This window comes from Chryseobacterium sp. GM_Chr_2, assembly GCF_026540445.1.
Taxonomy (GTDB): Bacteria; Bacteroidota; Bacteroidia; order Flavobacteriales; family Weeksellaceae; genus Chryseobacterium.
The window spans coordinates 268,408-285,687 of sequence record NZ_JALNUD010000001.1 but is presented as its reverse complement, the minus strand read 5'-3'; the positions used below and the strand labels follow the sequence as shown (position 1 = coordinate 285,687).

Below are 17,280 nucleotides of genomic sequence, written 5' to 3'. Positions count from 1 at the left end.
CAATGTTTAGCATAATAATTAAAGGTAATCGATAAGATTGCCTTTTTTTTTATGTGAATATTTTGGTTTTTTGTTGGTGATTTTAGCATTAATTAGAAATAAAAATTTACATTTGTTTTGAAAAAACAACAAAATTCAAGACATGACGAAAAAATTATTTCCTGCCTTACTATTGGTAGGCTCTTTCACTTTTGCTCAGGTAGGTTTTAATACCGAGCTTCCTAATGCGACTTTAGATGTAGTTGGAAATCCGGCAGATAACAGCAAATTAGACGGAATTATCGCTCCTCGAATTTCAGGAGATCAGTTGAGATCAAAAACCTATACTTCTTCTCAAACCGGAGCTTTGGTGTACGTAACCACACCCGACACCTCACCATCAGGACAAACACAGGAAGTTAATGCATCGGGGTATTATTTTTTTAACGGAGATCCAGCCGTAAATCGTTGGGCTAAATTGATTTCATCTGAAGATAAAAAAATCAGAACAATGAATACAGGGATGGCGACCAATGACGATTATACACTTCTTCTTACCGGGAATATTGCTCTTCCGGCGGCAAATAGTTCCAATCAGGGAAAAATTTATAATTTGATTAATGACACCAGCGGAAATATTACAATTAACGGTACTTTCAGGATCAACGGAAGCAATTTTTCCAATTATGGATTGAATACTAATGATTGGGGAAAAGGAATTGTTGTTCAGAGTACGGGTTCTGCCTGGGCGGTAATTTCTAGGTATTAATTAAAGGGATACCTGATATGAGTCAGGTAGTCATTAAAAATTGAAAGACTGTTCTTTTTAAGAATGGTCTTTTTTATTTATTTTAAGCGATTTTTTAATATATTTATCAAACTTTATAAATGTATGCTCCAATGATTTTTTTGATGAATGGAAGAATTTAGACAACATATTGAAAAATTATCACCTCTTACAGACGAAAAGTTTAACTATATCTTTTCTTTTTTCAAATCAAAGATTATTAAAAAACATCGATTTTTAATTCAGGAAGGCGATGCGGTTCATTTTGAATATTGGGTGCTGAAAGGTTGTCTGAAAGCTTCCGTAATCTCGGAAGACGGGAAAGACCGAATTATACGATTTGCTATGGAAGATTGGTGGATTAGCGATTACGACGCGTATTTCAAGAAAAGAACGGCAACATTGAATGTGGAATGTCTGGAAGATTGTGAATTACTGGTACTTTCTTTCGACTATCGAGAAAAACTTTGCAGAGAATTGCCTGAAATGGAATATTTCTTTCGGAAAAAAATCGAAGGAGCGTATGCTGCGTTCCAAAAACGCTTGGTTTCATTGTTGTGTAATGATGCCAAAGAGCGTTACGAAATTTTCCTACAACAATATCCTATGTTGATTCAGCGAGTTCCAAAATCAATTATTGCTTCTTATCTGGGAATTTCCAGAGAAACTTTAAGTCGAATTTCTAAACCTTGATTTGACTTAGATCACATCAAAACGGTGATGTAAATCATTTGCGGAAAGAATTTTTATTGAAAACTTTGCTTTTGTGTTAAAAAGTGCGCGAATTTTCGCTATGAATACAAAGACAAAAGGTTATATTTCGGCAATTATTTCTTCGGTTTCTTATGGTTTGATTCCTTTGTTTATCTTACCTCTGAAAACGATTGGTTTCTCGATGAATATTACCTTATTTTACAGGTTTTTTCTTTCGGCATTGTTTATTCTTCCTTTGCTGATTTATAAAAAAGAATCGTTGAAAATTTCTGGAAAAGAAACTTTTGTTTTATTCATCCTCGGAATTTTTTTCGCGTTAATGTCTGAATTTCTTTTCCTTGGCTACGATTATCTCACTCCCGGAATTGCCTCAACCATATTTTTCGTTTATCCGGTGATCGTGGCTTTAATTGTCTTCTTTGTCTTTAAAGAAGCAATTACTAAACTGACGGTTTTATCTTTATTCATAACGGTTTTTGGCGTTTTTATTTTAAGTATTAAAGATTCTGTTTTTGATATTAACATTTTGGGATTGTGCATTGCAACGTTGAGCGCGGTTTTCTATGCATTATATATTGTGACCGTAAATAAAGTGAAAATTGAAGGTTCAAGTTTAAAAATCACCTTTTACTCGATGTTATTTTCTTCTTTTTATTATTTGATTAAAGCTTTACTAATGGGAGATTCGTTGATAATTCCTGATGTGAAAATTTTCTTTAATCTTTCCTTATTTGCATTAATTACCACTGTTCTTTCAATTTTAACGCTAGTGTATGCTATCAAATTAATAGGTTCTACACCAAGCTCGATTATGGGAGCTTTGGAACCGATTGTCGCCGTTGTCGTAAGCGTTTTATTTTTCAGTGAAGATTTTACTTTGAATTTAGCACTAGGCGTTGGATTGATTACTTTTGGAGTGGTTTTGAGTATTGTTTCGGAGAAGAGGAAGAGTAAAAATGAAAAGGTAGTTGATTTGTAAGTACTAAATTCTGCTTTATGGTTTCCCGTATTTTTTAGTTTTAATCATGGTTTAGTTTTGCCACATAGAATTTCAACTATTAAAATTAAACCATGAAAAAATTATCATTACTTATTGTATTATCATTAACAATTTATTCTTGCGAAAGCGGCGGTGGAGAAAGTGATCGAGATGGCGGTAGCGATTCCAACTACAATAATAGTTCTGGATATTGTACCTATAATGGGCATAAACTTTATGTAGGAGAAAAAGGAGGTTGCTATTATTTATCGTCAGGAGGAAATAAAGAATATGTTGATAAAAAATATTGTGTAGGTTGTAACTAAAAGAAAAAACCATCCTAAAAAGGATGGTTTTTTGTAGACACACAGGCACAAGTTATTATAGGGATTTATTTTAATATTTTATATGAAGTGTAGTCCTTAATAGTTTTCAATGTCCCGTCCTAAAATAAGTTCACACAAAATAAACTTATTTTAGGACGGGACAGATAATTTAAAAAAGAGACTTTGTTAAAACAGTATATTTTGATTATTAAACTGCTAAATTATTTTCAGCAAGATAAACACGTTTATCTATCATTTCTGAAAAAGTTTTATAGGGAGTATTCCAAATAATCTCATCATCATCACTATCATAAGATTCATGTAATGAACAGTTTTTCGGTTGTGGATTATCTCCTTCATCTAAATAAATAAATGTTCCAGATTCTCCATCCAATACATTAAGTATAGCAAACGGGCGAACCATATTAATTTTTCTCTTTTTTAATCCGCTTTTAAAAAATTCTGTGCCTTTTGGGGTCTTTTTGCCATAATGATTTAACTGTATCGTACTGAATTCTCCTCCTAAAAACAAGAATTCTTTATATGCTTTGGGGAAAGGTAAGCCATTATTCATTTCCAATTCCATTTGTGAAATTTCAGCTTCACTTAATCCTCTCGGCGAGCCGAATGTGCTATATAACCTACCAATTCCATTTTCTATGTATTGTTTGTATTTTTTTAAATATACTATTTCCATAATTTTTATTTTTTCATTTTTTCAAATAATTGAGCTCCTCCTAAAATACTTTCATCTCCATGAATAATAATTTCCATTTTTTTACCTAAACCCGTTGCATATTCCTGAAGCATAAGCATTTCTCTCTGGCATGAAGTACATGTGAAATAAATATTCCTTGTTTCTATTACAAATTCATCTGCGGTATGAAGGTGTTTTCGTATAAAATTAAGGATAAACTTTGCTTCACTATCATTTCTTCGAGAATTACCATCTAAATCTGAAATTCCTTTTTTAAAGGTATTTGTCAACTGGTCTCCTTTTTCGAAGGGATGGGTAAAGTCATTTCTATAGAATTCATCTTGCCCAGAATGATACAACTCTTCTACTTTTTCAAATTTACCATTTTTAGTTTTACCTATCGTAAACTCAGCAAAATTTACTTGCCTTACATTCCCCATTTCATCCGTTATACCTCTTAGTTTTGGATATTTCTTAACCATTTTTTCATAATAGGCAACGGCATCAAAATGTTTTATGGTAAAAGTATTCTTAAATTTAGCTAATAAAGTTGCTTCATTTAAACTTTCTTTAAGAGCTTTTCTTGTCTTAATATATTTTTGAATATCTTTTAATTCATCAATATATTGCTTAGCAGCACTTTTCCCTCCAGACCTACTAATATCTTCAATCTTCTTAGAGAACTTTTTAATTGCATCACCAGTTCCTTCTAAAATATCATCATTACCATATTTTACAATAAAACCCTCAGATGTTTCAAGTACTTTTGCGCCTTTCAATCGGTCGTTTATATTTCGAATGATAGTAAGTCCTAATTCCTCTAACAATTCAAGTGTAGCTCTACCAATTCTGTATTTTGCTTGTAGCCATCTCTTTATGTCTTGAGCAATTAATCCTCTTAGGGTTTTTCCTTGAATAATAACTCCCACAATGTCCTTTGCTTCTTCAGCTAAATCCTCAGCTTTAGCACCATTCTTAGCACCTTGCAATAGTTCCTCAATAAAATTTATAAAACCTTTGAAACCATTGAGGCATGCTTTTCCAAATCTAAAGATAAGTTTTCCTAAAAGAGTGAGTAAATCTGTAATTCCAAATGTAACAGCTGACATTGCTTCCCTTGTTATTACTTTTAATAGACTAGCAGCTTTTTGTACATAGGTGGTTCCTTTTATAACATTTCCTGCACCTTCAGTAAAAATAAAAAGTAAAATATTAATGATGAACTCAAAAAAGACAATACCTACATAAAATGCTATTGTGTAACGAGAAACCTTGTCCCAATACTCCTTCATCTTGTCAAATATACCCTCAAAATCAGATTGGGAGATACTATCACCTGAACTGAAAATATTTTTAACTCCTTTCAAAAATTCAGGAATATTCACTAATGCCCAGTCTAGCACGTCTTCTGCTTTTTCTAATAAATCTCTTCTGTCCTTATATTGTTCATAAGATAAAGCTGTTGTTGGTTGAAAAAGAAACTGTAAGATGTATAAAATACATTGTAAAAGACCAATAAGACCACTGTTAATACCACAGTAAAAAGCATTAGCTACTTTCAAAACTTCTACACCTATCTTGGCTAGTTCTACCAATTCATCCTTAACCTCAGAAAGAAAGTTTTTAATAGTATTAATCACACTACTAATTTTCTCTACAAGTCCTTTGAAAGCATCAGGAAGATGTTCAATAGAAGCATCTTTGACTTTACTTGCTGCCTGTTTTACCAATTCCCAAACTTGGGTAAAGGCAACCTCTGATCCCTGAACAAAAGGATTGTTCCCCAGGTTCTCAAAGAATTGAGATGCTTTATTCACATTGATGGGTATGGGGATTAGTCCTGCACCTATTACAATAGGTACTAAAGGAGTATAGTCTTTGGATTCAGGATTATAATTCTTCTCTGTAGGTTTTAAATTTTCTAGTTGTTCTGCACACCATCCAAAAGCATCAGCAGGAATGGAGGTAATATTACCTATAATTTCTTCAAACCTCCTATCACCAGTATAAAACTGATATTCTCTCATTAATGCATCACGAGCAATAGTAGCATTAATCTTATCTCCTTCATAAGTATAAGCCAACTGTGCTAGATAAGCAGCTTCATCTTCCATAGAGGTAATGTTCTTAAAGAATTTCCCACCAACACTGGAGGGTAATGGTTCAGGAAATCTCTTAAAAAGCTGGACAAAATAATCTCCCATCTTGGCAATGCAAAAATCACCTGCAAAGTTGGACTTCTTAGAGTCTGGTTTTTCATAGAAAAGAAAAAGACTTTGAGGTTCTCTTTTGTTGGCATTATAGCTTCCCAATACCTGAGAACCATTCTCGCAAGGTAATACCTGAGCTTGATACTCGTATCCTTTCACGCCTTTATCATCTATTCCAGTTGAAGGAAAGACAGATACAGGATTATCAATAAGATAAGAATATCCTAAAGGAGTATTTCTGTAATCATGAAATGGGCTTCTGTAATCAGGAGAATCATCTTTGCTGATAATTGTATTAGTAAAAGTTTTGTTTCCTTTAAATTCTTGATTTACTTCTTCAAAAGAGAGTGTTTTGAACTGGGATAAATCACCAAATTCGTCATCAAATTCTTCCATAAGCTGTGTTTTAGTAATTAATATTTTGTTTAAATGTTTCTAAAGCAAAGCTAATCCTAGGTCACGCCATAAGTTGACGTGTTTGAAGTAATTTTAATTTTTTTGACAGAGTTTTTACTTGGTAGCTATTTTGTAATTTTAGTGGGACTGATATGGGATCAGGGATCAGTTTCAGAACGAAGGAAAAAAAAGTAAAGTGTACTGGATAAAATCTGTTTGATCCTGTATAAATGGAAAAATATTGCGCAAGCTGTAATTAAAAAGCAAAAAAAACCATCCTAGCAAGGATGGTTTTTCGTAGACTCACAGGGATTCGAACCCCAGATGACTGAACCAAAATCAGTAGTGTTACCGCTACACCATGAGTCTGTATTTCTGTTCCGCGAAATTAGAAAATTTATTTTGAAAATAAAAATTTAAAGTTGAAATTAATCAATAAAAATTTCATGAAATGCCTTTGTTTATTGATATTCAAAGAATTATTTTATGAATATTTTTTCGAATGAAAGCTATATTTTTAGGTTCAGCTAATTGAAAGACTAAATATTTAGCAATAACCTTATAAGTAAATTTGCTTATAATTCTTTCCAGTTTTTCTTTTTCAAAAAATCAAATCAAATAAAAATCATATCTTTGCAAAAAATTGGGCTCCAAAAGTTGGAGAAACCCATTAATAACATATCCTGAGCTTTGGCAAAGGATTATTAAACATTTTTATGTCGAATATTGTCGCAATCGTTGGCCGTCCCAACGTAGGAAAATCCACGTTATTTAATCGTTTATTAGAAAGAAGAGAAGCTATTGTAGACTCTACTGCAGGTGTAACCAGAGACCGTCACTACGGAAAATCTGACTGGAATGGGGTAGATTTTACCGTAATCGATACCGGTGGTTATGATGTAGGAACGGATGATATCTTTGAAGAAGAAATCCGTAAGCAAGTACAATTGGCTGTAGATGAGGCAACTTCTATCATTTTTATGATGAATGTGGAAGAAGGCCTTACTGATACAGATTACGAAATCTACAGACTTTTAAGAAGATCAAACAAACCTATTTATATTGTTATCAACAAAGTAGATTCTTCAAAAGAAGAGCTTCCAGCAACGGAATTCTATCAATTAGGAATCGATAAATATTATACTTTGTCTTCTGCAACTGGTTCAGGAACAGGAGATTTGTTGGATGATATTGTAAAAGATTTCCCGACAACTGAATATAAGGATCCTTTCGAAGGATTGCCAAAAATCACAATCGCAGGTCGTCCGAACGTAGGAAAATCTACAATGACGAATGCTTTGCTTGATGTGGAAAGAAATATCGTAACCGATATTGCGGGAACTACAAGAGACAGTATTCAAACGCTTTACAACAAATTCGGGCACGAGTTTGTATTGGTGGATACTGCCGGAATGAGAAGAAAATCTAAGGTAAACGAAGATTTGGAATTCTATTCTGTAATGCGTTCTATTCGTTCTATTGAGTATTCTGACGTTGTAATTATCATGGTTGATGCAACGCAGGGTTGGGAATCTCAGGATATGAATATTTTCGGTTTAGCTCAGAAAAACAGAAAAGGAATCGTAATCTTGGTGAATAAGTGGGATTTGATTGAAGACAAGGAAACCAACACAATGCGTGATTTCGAAAAATCAATCAAAGATAAAATCGGGCAATTCCAAGATATTCCAATTTTATTCGTTTCAGCATTAACGAAACAGCGAATTTTAAAAGCTGTTGACATGGCGATGAAGGTATATGACGATCGTAAGAAGAAGATTAAAACTTCAAAACTAAATGAAGTGATGCTTCCTATTTTCGAAGGAACCCCGCCACCAGCAAACAAAGGGAAATACATTAAAATCAAATATTGCGTACAGCTTCCAACGCCGTCGCCACAGTTTGTATTCTTCTGTAATTTACCGCAATACGTAAAAGAACCATACAAAAGATTTACTGAAAACCAATTGAGAAAAGAATTCGGGTTTACCGGAGTTCCAATTGAAGTATATTTCAGACAAAAATAATTTACAATCCCTTTTAGATTTTTCTAAGAGGGATTTTATTCTTAAAATATTAATAATTTTGAATAAATTGGACATCTTAGTGGTCTTTATTAAGTAAAACGCCTTTGTGAACTTAAAAACGAAAAGTAGTCAAAAAATCTTTGTGTGCTTTGCATTAAAAAAATATTCAAAATTAAATTTAAACTTAAAAAAGTTATTTCAAAATAATGAATACAGTCGTATTATCAGAACAATTTTCTTTAGTGAATACTTGGATTAATGAACTAAGAAACGTTGACATTCAGCATGACCGAATGAGATTCCGTAGAAATATGGAAAGAATCGGGGAAATTGCAGCTTTCGAAATCAGTAAAGGTTTGGAGCAGAAAGAAGTGGAAATTCAGACGCCTTTAGATACTATTAAAGTGAAGGAAATCGCTGTTCAGCCCGTTATTACTACTATTTTAAGAGCTGGAGTTCCTTTATTTGAAGGTCTTTTAAATTATTTTGACAGAGCAGATTGTGGTTTTGTAGCGGCTTACAGAAAACACGATGCGAACGATTATTTTTCTATCAAGCAAGATTATTTAACTTGCCCGAATATCGAAGGAAGACCTCTAATTGTAGGAGATCCGATGTTGGCAACGGGGGCTTCTTTAATTGAAGCGATCAAAGATTTATTAACCAACGGAAATCCTTCTCAACTTCATATTGTGGCTGCAATCGCTTCAAGACAGGGGGTTGAAACGATTGAAAAAGCATATCCAAATGCAAAAATTTGGGTAGGAGCAATCGACGAAAGCTTAACTTCAAAAGGATATATTACCCCAGGTTTGGGTGATGCAGGAGATTTGAGTTATGGTGAAAAATTACAGAGATAATTTATTTTTAATATAACGGTTAAAGGCTGTATTCATCTTGAATATAGCCTTTTTTTATGTTTAGTGATTGGTGAGTTTTGTTTTGAAAAACAGAATATAATTTTTTTATTGTTAAATTATGTTAATGATTTTTCATTATATATTGAATTATATTTAATGTTTTTTGTATATTTAACTGTTGAATTTTTTGATTCAATAATAATAACCAGAAAAAAACAAAAATTCCATGAAAACATCAATCTTAAGCCTTATTATAGGCTCAATTATCCTGTGGTCGTGTACCAACGACAAGAAATCTACATCGGAAATACCAGATGATCTCGTAAGAAAACAAGCTTTTAAAAATCATTCCGATTCTATTCCTAAAGATCGAAAAGCTTTCTTTCAACTCAATGCCGATTATCCCCGCACACAACCAAGCGTTGGATTTAAATTTATTAATGAATTTAACCAACCCATCACAGTAGAAAATGCGGAAACTTATGTGTCTAAAATGAAAGAATATGCATCACCCGTCATTACAAAAATGATTAATGAAAAAGATAAATTTAATGCTAAAGAAGTCGGGTGGTTTCATGAGCCGTGGATGGGAGGTCAAAGAGATCCTATTATGGGTACCTATCCTGGAAATCCTAATGGTAAAGGAACTTTTAAGCATGTTGATAAAAATCAGGAAGGGTTTGTGCTGGTAATGTATGATCCGACGGCGGCTTTTACGATCGGGGAGGTTTTTGATAAAAACGGAAATGTTCCGCTAAAAATAGATTCGTCTTATTTTAAAAGTACTCAACCTATTAATAATTTTATTAGTATTGATTTAAATAAAGACAAAGGTCAGTTCAAAGAAGGGGCTGTGATTGTAAAGTTTGCCTTCTCTGAATTGAATGGCAACGATTGGGATGCGATGAAGGATGCTCCGCTTTTTACACTCTATAATCAGTTGGAAGGTCAAACGAAATACAGTTACCGAAATGTAAGCTTATTTCAGATAGATGTTGTGGTGAAAGACTCTAAGGCGGCTCCCGAAACGGGCTGGGTTTTTAGTACTCTCGTTTACGATAAAGATGTTAAGGCGAATAATATTCTGGATAAATTTGTTCCGTTGGGAGCAATGTGGGGTTTAGATCCGGATGTTTCCACAGATTTTGCATCAGTAGAAAAACAGAATGTAAAATTAAAACAAACCTGGGTTAATAATAATGCACCTTATTACAGCCGAGAAACGTTGGGTTGGGGTGGAAGGTTAAGCGGTCCGAATGACGGAAGTGTAATGTTGAATGGTAAAGTCGTAATTGTGAATAAAGAAAAAAAATCAAGAACGGTTATAACTTATCCAAGATTACCGATAACTTCTTGTATGAGCTGTCATTTGCCATCGCAACAGAAATTTTCTTCGTTTTTACTTCCGTCGCCAGATAAAGGGGCAACTTTCTTTAATTACAACACTCCAGAATTCCTTCGTTACAATAGAAATTTGAAGGGCGAAAGTTTCGATACCGGTCAGTTTTCTTTTGATTATAATATGGCGATGAATTTCAAATCAATGAATCAATATCTTGCTTTTCTAAATACTTACTATAAATCGCAAAACAATAATGATTTAATGAGAGGCAATAATGCAGTTGTTGAATACAAAGATGATTTTGAAACTTTCAGAATGAAAAAAATAGATAAATAATTATCATTATTTGGAAGTAATTTTAAACCTCAATTATTAAAATTGAGGTTTTTTTATTTACAATTATTCATCAACAGCCATCACCAAAACACTTACTTTATTTTCTCCCGATTTTAAAATTTCCCAGGCAATTGTTGATAAAGTGTTTCCTGTGGTGAAAACGTCGTCGATTAATAAAACATGCTTTCCCGTAATATTTTTAGTAATTGAAAACGTGTTTTCCGTTTCCAGTCGGTGCTTTTTATCTTTTAAAGCCTGAGCTTTTGAATAATAATTTCTTTTTATTAGATCATGACTGAAAGGGATTTTATAAAACTCAGACAATGTTTCAGTGAATAAATGCAATTGATTATAACCTCTTTCTTTTAATTTTTTCGGATGAAGCGGAACAGAAACTAACAAACCTGGTTTTTCGTTTTTAAAATTGAGATTTTCTATTGTCCATTCGGCTAAGGTTTTTCCAATTTTTTCTCGACTTTTATATTTTAATTCATGAATAATTTTCCTACTTAGATTTTCTTTTTGAAACTGCATTAAGGCAAATGTATTTTCTACAGGAAATAATAATTTGCATTTTTCTTTGATAAAATTATTTTCAAAATAATCGAAATGAGTGAAATGAATTTGTTCATAACAAAGATTGCAGACAAGAAAATCAGCTTCAATAATTCGGTTGCAATGAAGGCAACGATTTGGAAAGAAAATATCTAAGATCATTTGTGTGTTTTATGAAACTAAATATAATGATTTTGAATAGAAATAGTAGTGTTTTTAGATAAAAAAATAAGTTCATATCTTTGAATATGAGTTTGATTTTTGAAAAGAAAATAACGGTAACGGAAGATCATATTGATGCAAATAATCACGTAAATAATGTTCAATATGTCCGTTGGGTTGAGGAAATAGCAGGAGAACACTGGGATTTTGTAAAACACAAAACCGATTTTCCTAATGATATCTGGATGCTTCTCGATCATCATATTCAATATAAAAAGCAGGTCTATTTAGGAGACATAATTACCGTAAAAACTTACCCGAAAGCTCCGGAAGGGATTCGGCAGCCAAGAAGAGTGGAGTTTTATTGTAACGATCAGTTGGTAGTAGATTCTTTTACGCTTTGGGTTTTTATTGATAAAGAAACGCAGAGAATTAAAAGATTGGAAAGTAATTGGCTTGATAAGTTGTAAAAACTTAATCGAAGTTTAAGCTTTTTCTTTGGTAAGCTCTTTTATCATATCTTTGTACTATGATACGTATTACAAAAATTTTTACATTCGAAACCGCGCATGTGCTTTACAATTACGACGGAAAATGTAAAAATATGCATGGACATTCCTATAAACTGTTCGTAACAGTGAAAGGAAAGCCTATAAATGATTTGGAGGATCCCAAAAACGGGATGGTGGTAGATTTCGGTGATATTAAAACAATCGTGAAATCTGAAATTGTAGATGTTTGGGATCATGCAGTGCTTATCAATGCACTTTCGCCACACAAAATGTTAGGAGATTCTCTTGAAGAGCAGGGGCATAAAGTGATTTATTGTACCTTCCAGCCAACATGTGAAAATATGTTGTACGCTATTGCTTCAAAAATAAAATCAAGACTTCCTGAAGGAATTTCTTTGGCTTATCTTAAACTTCACGAAACTGAAAACTCCTACGGAGAGTGGTTTGCAGAAGATAATCAGTAATTTAGAAAAACTCAGACGGTGTTAAAAACGATCATCAATTTAAAACCTGGAAAAAAAGTATATTTCGCTTCAGATCAGCATTTTGGTGCGCCCAATCCAAAGGAAAGTAAAGTGCGTGAAGAACGCTTTATTCGTTGGATGGATGAGATAAAACATGATGCTCAGGTTTTATTTTTAATGGGTGATCTGTTTGATTTCTGGCATGAATGGAAACACGTAATTCCCAAAGGCTACGTGCGGGTTTTAGGTAAAATTGCTGAACTGAAAGACCGAGGAATTCACGTTTATTTTTTTGTAGGAAACCATGACCTTTGGATGAAAGATTATCTGGAAGATGAAATTGGATGCACGGTTTTCTATAAAAAGCAATATTTCGAAATGGGCGGAAAGCAGTTTTTGCTGGCTCATGGCGATGGTTTGGGACCAGGCGATAAAGGATATAAAAGAATGAAAAAAGTCTTTACAAATCCTGTTGCGCAGTGGTTTTTTAAATGGATTCATCCGGATATTGCGATGAAGATCGCTTTATATATGTCTCAGAAAAATAAAATGATTTCAGGAGACGAAGACAAAGAATTTTTGGGCGAAGACAAAGAGTTTTTGATTATTTATTCGAAAGAAAAGCTGAAAACAGAGAAAATCGATTATTTCATTTACGGGCACCGACATCTTCCTATGGTTTTGGATTTGGATGGAAAAGCGAAATATGTAAACCTTGGAGACTGGATTTCTTATTTCACGTATGGTGTTTTTGAAAGCGATTTTGAATTGAAAACATTTGGCGAAAACACAAAAAAAATTACCCCATAAAGAGGTAATTTTCGGATGAGTTTGAAATCACCCTGTTTTTAATCCATATTCCGATTTTGTAATTGCAAGAACCTGACCAAATTTTTAATTTTACTATTAAAAAATCATTAAAAAAACAACGCTCTTTTGTAAATGTTTCATTTTGAATCATTAAAGAGTTTAAAAAAATAATTTCATCTTGAAAAATATATTCGACATAAAGACAGAGCATGACTTTTTGGCTGCCTCGTTGATGACATTTCGCTATCAGTATGACAATGTTGAGGTATATAAAAAATTTGTTGACTACCTGAAAATCAATCCCGAAGAAGTGGATAGCTTGGCTAAAATTCCGTTTCTTCCCATTGAAATGTTCAAAAATCATCAGATTTTAGATAAAAATGTGACTTCCGACTTGTATTTTCAAAGTTCGGGAACGACACAGATGAATTTGTCTAAACATCACATTGCAGACGAGAATATTTATCAGGAAAGTATTTATAAAAGTTTTGAACAGTTTATCGGGAAACCTGAAGATTTTATCTTTTTGGGACTGCTTCCGAGTTATCTGGAAAAACAGCATTCTTCCTTAATATATATGGTAGATTTTTTGATGCAAAAATCTGCCAAGCCGGAAAACGGATATTTTCTTTACAATCACGAAGATTTATTTAAACTTTTAGATGAATTAAAAGATAAAAAAGTCATTCTTTTCGGAGTTTCATTTGCCTTATTAGATTTTCTTGATTATTGCAACTTAAACTCGTCAACACTCCAACATTCCAACACTTTAACGATAATAGAAACTGGCGGAATGAAAGGCAGGAAAGAAGAAATGACAAAAGACGAATTGTTGAAAATTTTGCAGGAAGGTTTCAAAACAGATAAAATTTATTCCGAATATTCGATGACGGAATTGCTTTCTCAGGCTTATTCTTTAGGTGAAAATATTTACCAATGCCCGAATTGGATGAGAATTTTGGTGAGAAATGCCGAAGATCCTTTTAATTATGAACAGGAAGGAAGAACGGGTGCGATTAATATCATTGATTTGGCTAATATTCATTCGTGTTCGTTTATTGCAACGCAGGATTTGGGTAAAACTTTCGGAGATCAATTTCAGGTATTGGGAAGAATCGATCACTCGGATATTCGCGGCTGTAGCTTATTAGTGAGCTAATGGGTTTGAGTGTGGGAGAGTTTGAGAGTTAGTTGTATTAAATTTTGCTATCATTTGCTGAGTGAAACGCCCTTGCGAACGAAAAATATTCAGAATATTTTAAAATAAAGTCTTTGCGATCTTCGCGTTAAAAAAAGTATTTCGATTAAAGAATCATGTTAAAAATAGAAGAATTAGTTCATGCATTCATTCATTCTCAATGTGATTTTGAGAAAGAAATGATACTGACTAATCATTTTCAGGCAGATTGGGAAGCTGATATTTTAATTATTGACTCTGAAGGTTTCAGTCATGAAATTGAAATTAAATTATCTAAAAGTGATTTTAAAAATGATTTCAAAAAGTCATATACAAATTCAAATACGGGCGAAAAGTTTTTAAAACATGATAAAATTTCCTGTGGAGATTATGTTTGCAATGCCTTCAGTTTTTTGCTGCCGATGGGAATGGTGGAACATAATATGATTCCGGATCATTGCGGGATTATCGAGTTTTATCACAATGTAGATTCCTGGGAAACGGAATTTTATTTAATCCGAAAACCCAAACGCGTTCATGAAGATTCTTATTGGAAGCTGAACGATAAAGATCTTTTCCTGAGAAAAATGGCATTGAATCTCCTACAAAGAAAAATGGAAATTAAAGGTAAGCATGAAGAATTGATCTTCAAAAATCCGTTTGATATTAAAAAGCTAAAGTAAATCCTGTCAGTTGATAGGATTTTTAATTAATATCATTCGCTTAGATTGGTATTATTATTGAAAGAAATTTTATTATTTCCTTTTTTCTGTTTGAAAATTTAAAAGTCTGGTTAATGAAAAAGTTATTGAGTGTTGTTTTTGTGTCTTTTATTTTTAGTGTTCATTATGCTCAGGCTTCAAAAAAAACGATTAAGAAAGTTTTGCCTTGTTACGATCTTCATGAGGTTTTAAAAGTACAGGCAACGCCGCTTTATCAGCCGCACCTTAATGCTTCTAAAAGTTTTGGGGTTCAGCTTTTAAAAGATTCTAAGGCAGTTCAGAAATACATCAACAACGGAAAATTTCACAAAATAAAAAAATCAGGAAAAGGATATAAAGTTCAAAAGCTGGATTACAGCCGAGCGTGGATGGTTTCTAAAGCAAAAGCTACCCTTGAAAATATGGGATCCCGATTCAGCAAAGAAACAAAAGGGCATACATTCACAGTTTCTTCTATTACCAGAACGCTGGAAGACCAATGCAGATTACGACGCGTAAATTCAAACGCTTCTTTGGGCATAAGTTCTCACAATTACGGAAATTCTTTCGATATTTCTTATGTACGTTTTAATGATGTCTTGCGATACAACCCGAAAATGGAAATTGCATTGGAGAAAGTTTTAAAGCATTATGCGAGCATCGGTAGAATTTATTACATCAAAGAAAAGCAACAGAGCTGCTATCATATTACGGTAAGGAATTATTAAATTAAATTAAATTCAATTTAGCGTGAATAGTTGCACACATTATTAAGTTTACATAATTTTATGCAACTAAATTTACCGTGCAATATGACAACATTAAACAGAGATGAATTTTCACGCGCAGTTTCCGAGTGGATTGCTGTTTCAGAAAGATATCAGGAGGTTGAACGCCTGATTCCTACCAGTAATATTTTCGAATTTGATGCAGATCAGGTTCAATGGTTAAAAGATAAAAACAAATGCAACGAGTTTTGTGCAGAAGTAGGAGTTTACGACGGAAAACTGATCCTTATTTTCTGCCCGCTTGATGAGAGAGGTTATAAGATCGATCAGGACGAATATGCCTTCAGTAGATTGGCACAATGTAGCGGCGATATCAGATTGGTAGAAACCAAGCAGTATACGGTGGTAAAGCATGCCGTTCTTTCGAATGATCTTCAAAGAATAGACGACAATTCAAACACATATTTTCCAGTGGCGAATGTTCCGGTTTTGGAGCAGGATAAAGTAGTTGCTGCTATTGAAAGCTGGAGAAATGAGGGTATGGATTGGTTCTACAACGAATCTAAAAAATACGAGCAAACAAAACAAAGAAATATTTTTGAAAGATTCTATGTGCCTTTTGCGGATATATCTTCATCAGAATCAGGGAAAACTTTAGACAAAGTAATTTGCTCTTTCGGGCTTAAATATTCTGCTATTTTTCAACAAACTTTGGTAACGCTTATTTTCATTTCTTATTACAAAGAAGATAAGTTGGAAAATGGAGTGGGAGCTAGTGTAGAAATGATTTCAAATACTTACGATTGGTCGAGACCTTGTCCGCCGATTTGTAAGCTTTAAATTAAAATGTATAGCTATTTTATAACAACTTGGGGAATTACCAACTTTCTACTTCTTGCGGCTTGTATTGTGGGAGGTATAAAGTATTCATCATTAATAAAAGAAGAAAAGCAATATAGCCTTTATATTGCTTTTCTTTTTATCATAGAGGCGGTTACGAATGTACTCACGCAGTTTTTTCATTTTGAAGACACCTCGTTTTTGTACCCAATCTACATTGCAGGAGAATTTTTTCTGCTGACAACCTTATTCATCCGAAAGCTCAATTTATCTAAAATAGGAGTTTTTGTAACGTCTTTCATTACGCTGGCTTTTTTAATCGCTAAATATGGCTTCAATTTTCCGCAGAACGGAGATATTGTAAAAGTAGTTTCCAATATCGTGGTTATTTGCCTTTCTGGTTTTGTGTTGTTACAGGAAATTAAGGGCAGCCATCGAAAAAACCGTTTTCTGTTGGTAGATGCCTGTATTTTTTTCTATTACGCCGTATCTGTTTTTATATTTATCATCCAGAATCAGATCGCGAATTTAAAAGAAGATGATTATTACCTGCTTTTAGGAACCAATAATATCTTATCGAGTATTTTATATTGTTCAATTATTTATACGTTTTTAAAATTAAAGAAGTAACCTTAAATATCAATCTGCTTATTCTGATAATTGTAACCCTTGCAATTA

Annotated in this window: 18 protein-coding genes and 1 tRNA gene; 15 read left to right on the top strand and 4 right to left on the bottom strand. The window is 33.1% G+C overall.

The features are described from left to right. The first annotated feature begins 142 nt into the window (after positions 1-142). The 4 genes from OXQ85_RS01430 to OXQ85_RS01415 all read left to right on the top strand — a co-directional run bounded on the left by OXQ85_RS01430 (position 143) and on the right by OXQ85_RS01415 (position 2,785). Positions 143-748 carry a hypothetical protein gene (locus OXQ85_RS01430; protein ID WP_267401893.1) on the top strand — a complete coding sequence of 202 codons (606 nt, stop codon included), beginning with the start codon at positions 143-145 and terminating at the stop codon, positions 746-748. 147 nt (positions 749-895) lie between these two features. After that, complete coding sequence (locus tag OXQ85_RS01425; protein WP_267401892.1) at positions 896-1,459, top strand: Crp/Fnr family transcriptional regulator; 564 nt, start codon at positions 896-898, stop codon at positions 1,457-1,459. A gap of 100 nt (positions 1,460-1,559) precedes the next feature. Beyond that, positions 1,560-2,459, top strand: a complete 900-nt coding sequence (locus OXQ85_RS01420) for a DMT family transporter (protein ID WP_267401891.1) — start codon at positions 1,560-1,562, stop codon at positions 2,457-2,459. A gap of 92 nt (positions 2,460-2,551) precedes the next feature. Next, positions 2,552-2,785 (top strand): hypothetical protein, encoded by a 234-nt coding sequence (locus tag OXQ85_RS01415; protein ID WP_267401890.1) that lies wholly within the window; start codon positions 2,552-2,554, stop codon positions 2,783-2,785. 208 nt (positions 2,786-2,993) lie between these two features. Here OXQ85_RS01415 and OXQ85_RS01410 read toward each other — a convergent pair whose 3' ends face one another. From OXQ85_RS01410 to OXQ85_RS01400, 3 genes are all read right to left on the bottom strand, one after another. Then, positions 2,994-3,482, bottom strand: coding sequence for an SMI1/KNR4 family protein (locus tag OXQ85_RS01410; RefSeq protein ID WP_267401889.1), 489 nt, complete (start codon positions 3,480-3,482; stop codon positions 2,994-2,996). A 5-nt stretch (positions 3,483-3,487) separates the two neighbouring features. Next, positions 3,488-6,088 (bottom strand): hypothetical protein, encoded by a 2,601-nt coding sequence (locus OXQ85_RS01405; protein WP_267401888.1) that lies wholly within the window; start codon positions 6,086-6,088, stop codon positions 3,488-3,490. Positions 6,089-6,386: 298 nt separating this feature from the next. After that, positions 6,387-6,457: transfer RNA gene (locus tag OXQ85_RS01400), tRNA-Gln, on the bottom strand. Positions 6,458-6,804: 347 nt separating this feature from the next. Between OXQ85_RS01400 and der the strand changes: the two genes are divergently transcribed. The 3 genes from der (at position 6,805) to OXQ85_RS01385 (ending at position 10,653) form a co-directional block, all read left to right on the top strand. After that, positions 6,805-8,115, top strand: coding sequence for a ribosome biogenesis GTPase Der (gene der / locus OXQ85_RS01395; RefSeq protein WP_267401886.1), 1,311 nt, complete (start codon positions 6,805-6,807; stop codon positions 8,113-8,115). A gap of 206 nt (positions 8,116-8,321) precedes the next feature. Then, positions 8,322-8,975 carry a uracil phosphoribosyltransferase gene (upp, locus tag OXQ85_RS01390; protein ID WP_267401885.1) on the top strand — a complete coding sequence of 218 codons (654 nt, stop codon included), beginning with the start codon at positions 8,322-8,324 and terminating at the stop codon, positions 8,973-8,975. Between the two features lie 226 nt (positions 8,976-9,201). Next, the gene (locus tag OXQ85_RS01385) at positions 9,202-10,653 is read left to right on the top strand and encodes a hypothetical protein (RefSeq protein WP_267401884.1); all 1,452 of its coding nucleotides are present in this window, start codon (positions 9,202-9,204) and stop codon (positions 10,651-10,653) included. A gap of 63 nt (positions 10,654-10,716) precedes the next feature. Here the strand turns inward: OXQ85_RS01385 and OXQ85_RS01380 are convergent, their stop codons facing one another. Continuing rightward, the gene (locus OXQ85_RS01380) at positions 10,717-11,370 is read right to left on the bottom strand and encodes a phosphoribosyltransferase family protein (protein WP_267401883.1); all 654 of its coding nucleotides are present in this window, start codon (positions 11,368-11,370) and stop codon (positions 10,717-10,719) included. A gap of 86 nt (positions 11,371-11,456) precedes the next feature. Here OXQ85_RS01380 and OXQ85_RS01375 point away from each other — a divergent pair, with 86 nt between their 5' ends. The 8 genes from OXQ85_RS01375 to OXQ85_RS01340 all read left to right on the top strand — a co-directional run bounded on the left by OXQ85_RS01375 (position 11,457) and on the right by OXQ85_RS01340 (position 17,232). Further along, positions 11,457-11,840, top strand: coding sequence for a thioesterase family protein (locus tag OXQ85_RS01375; RefSeq protein WP_267401882.1), 384 nt, complete (start codon positions 11,457-11,459; stop codon positions 11,838-11,840). A gap of 59 nt (positions 11,841-11,899) precedes the next feature. Next, positions 11,900-12,346: a 6-carboxytetrahydropterin synthase QueD gene (gene queD / locus OXQ85_RS01370; RefSeq protein ID WP_267401881.1), complete on the top strand. Its 447-nt coding sequence runs from the start codon at positions 11,900-11,902 to the stop codon at positions 12,344-12,346. 18 nt (positions 12,347-12,364) lie between these two features. Next, the gene (locus tag OXQ85_RS01365) at positions 12,365-13,156 is read left to right on the top strand and encodes a UDP-2,3-diacylglucosamine diphosphatase (RefSeq protein ID WP_267401880.1); all 792 of its coding nucleotides are present in this window, start codon (positions 12,365-12,367) and stop codon (positions 13,154-13,156) included. Positions 13,157-13,334: 178 nt separating this feature from the next. Next, the gene (locus tag OXQ85_RS01360; RefSeq protein ID WP_267401879.1) at positions 13,335-14,315 is read left to right on the top strand and encodes an acyl transferase; all 981 of its coding nucleotides are present in this window, start codon (positions 13,335-13,337) and stop codon (positions 14,313-14,315) included. A gap of 155 nt (positions 14,316-14,470) precedes the next feature. Further along, positions 14,471-15,016 carry a hypothetical protein gene (locus OXQ85_RS01355; protein ID WP_267401878.1) on the top strand — a complete coding sequence of 182 codons (546 nt, stop codon included), beginning with the start codon at positions 14,471-14,473 and terminating at the stop codon, positions 15,014-15,016. A gap of 113 nt (positions 15,017-15,129) precedes the next feature. After that, positions 15,130-15,762, top strand: a complete 633-nt coding sequence (locus OXQ85_RS01350; RefSeq protein WP_267401877.1) for a DUF5715 family protein — start codon at positions 15,130-15,132, stop codon at positions 15,760-15,762. Between the two features lie 84 nt (positions 15,763-15,846). After that, positions 15,847-16,602: a hypothetical protein gene (locus tag OXQ85_RS01345; protein WP_267401876.1), complete on the top strand. Its 756-nt coding sequence runs from the start codon at positions 15,847-15,849 to the stop codon at positions 16,600-16,602. Between the two features lie 6 nt (positions 16,603-16,608). Continuing rightward, the gene (locus OXQ85_RS01340) at positions 16,609-17,232 is read left to right on the top strand and encodes a hypothetical protein (RefSeq protein ID WP_267401875.1); all 624 of its coding nucleotides are present in this window, start codon (positions 16,609-16,611) and stop codon (positions 17,230-17,232) included. Positions 17,233-17,280 lie beyond the last annotated feature (48 nt).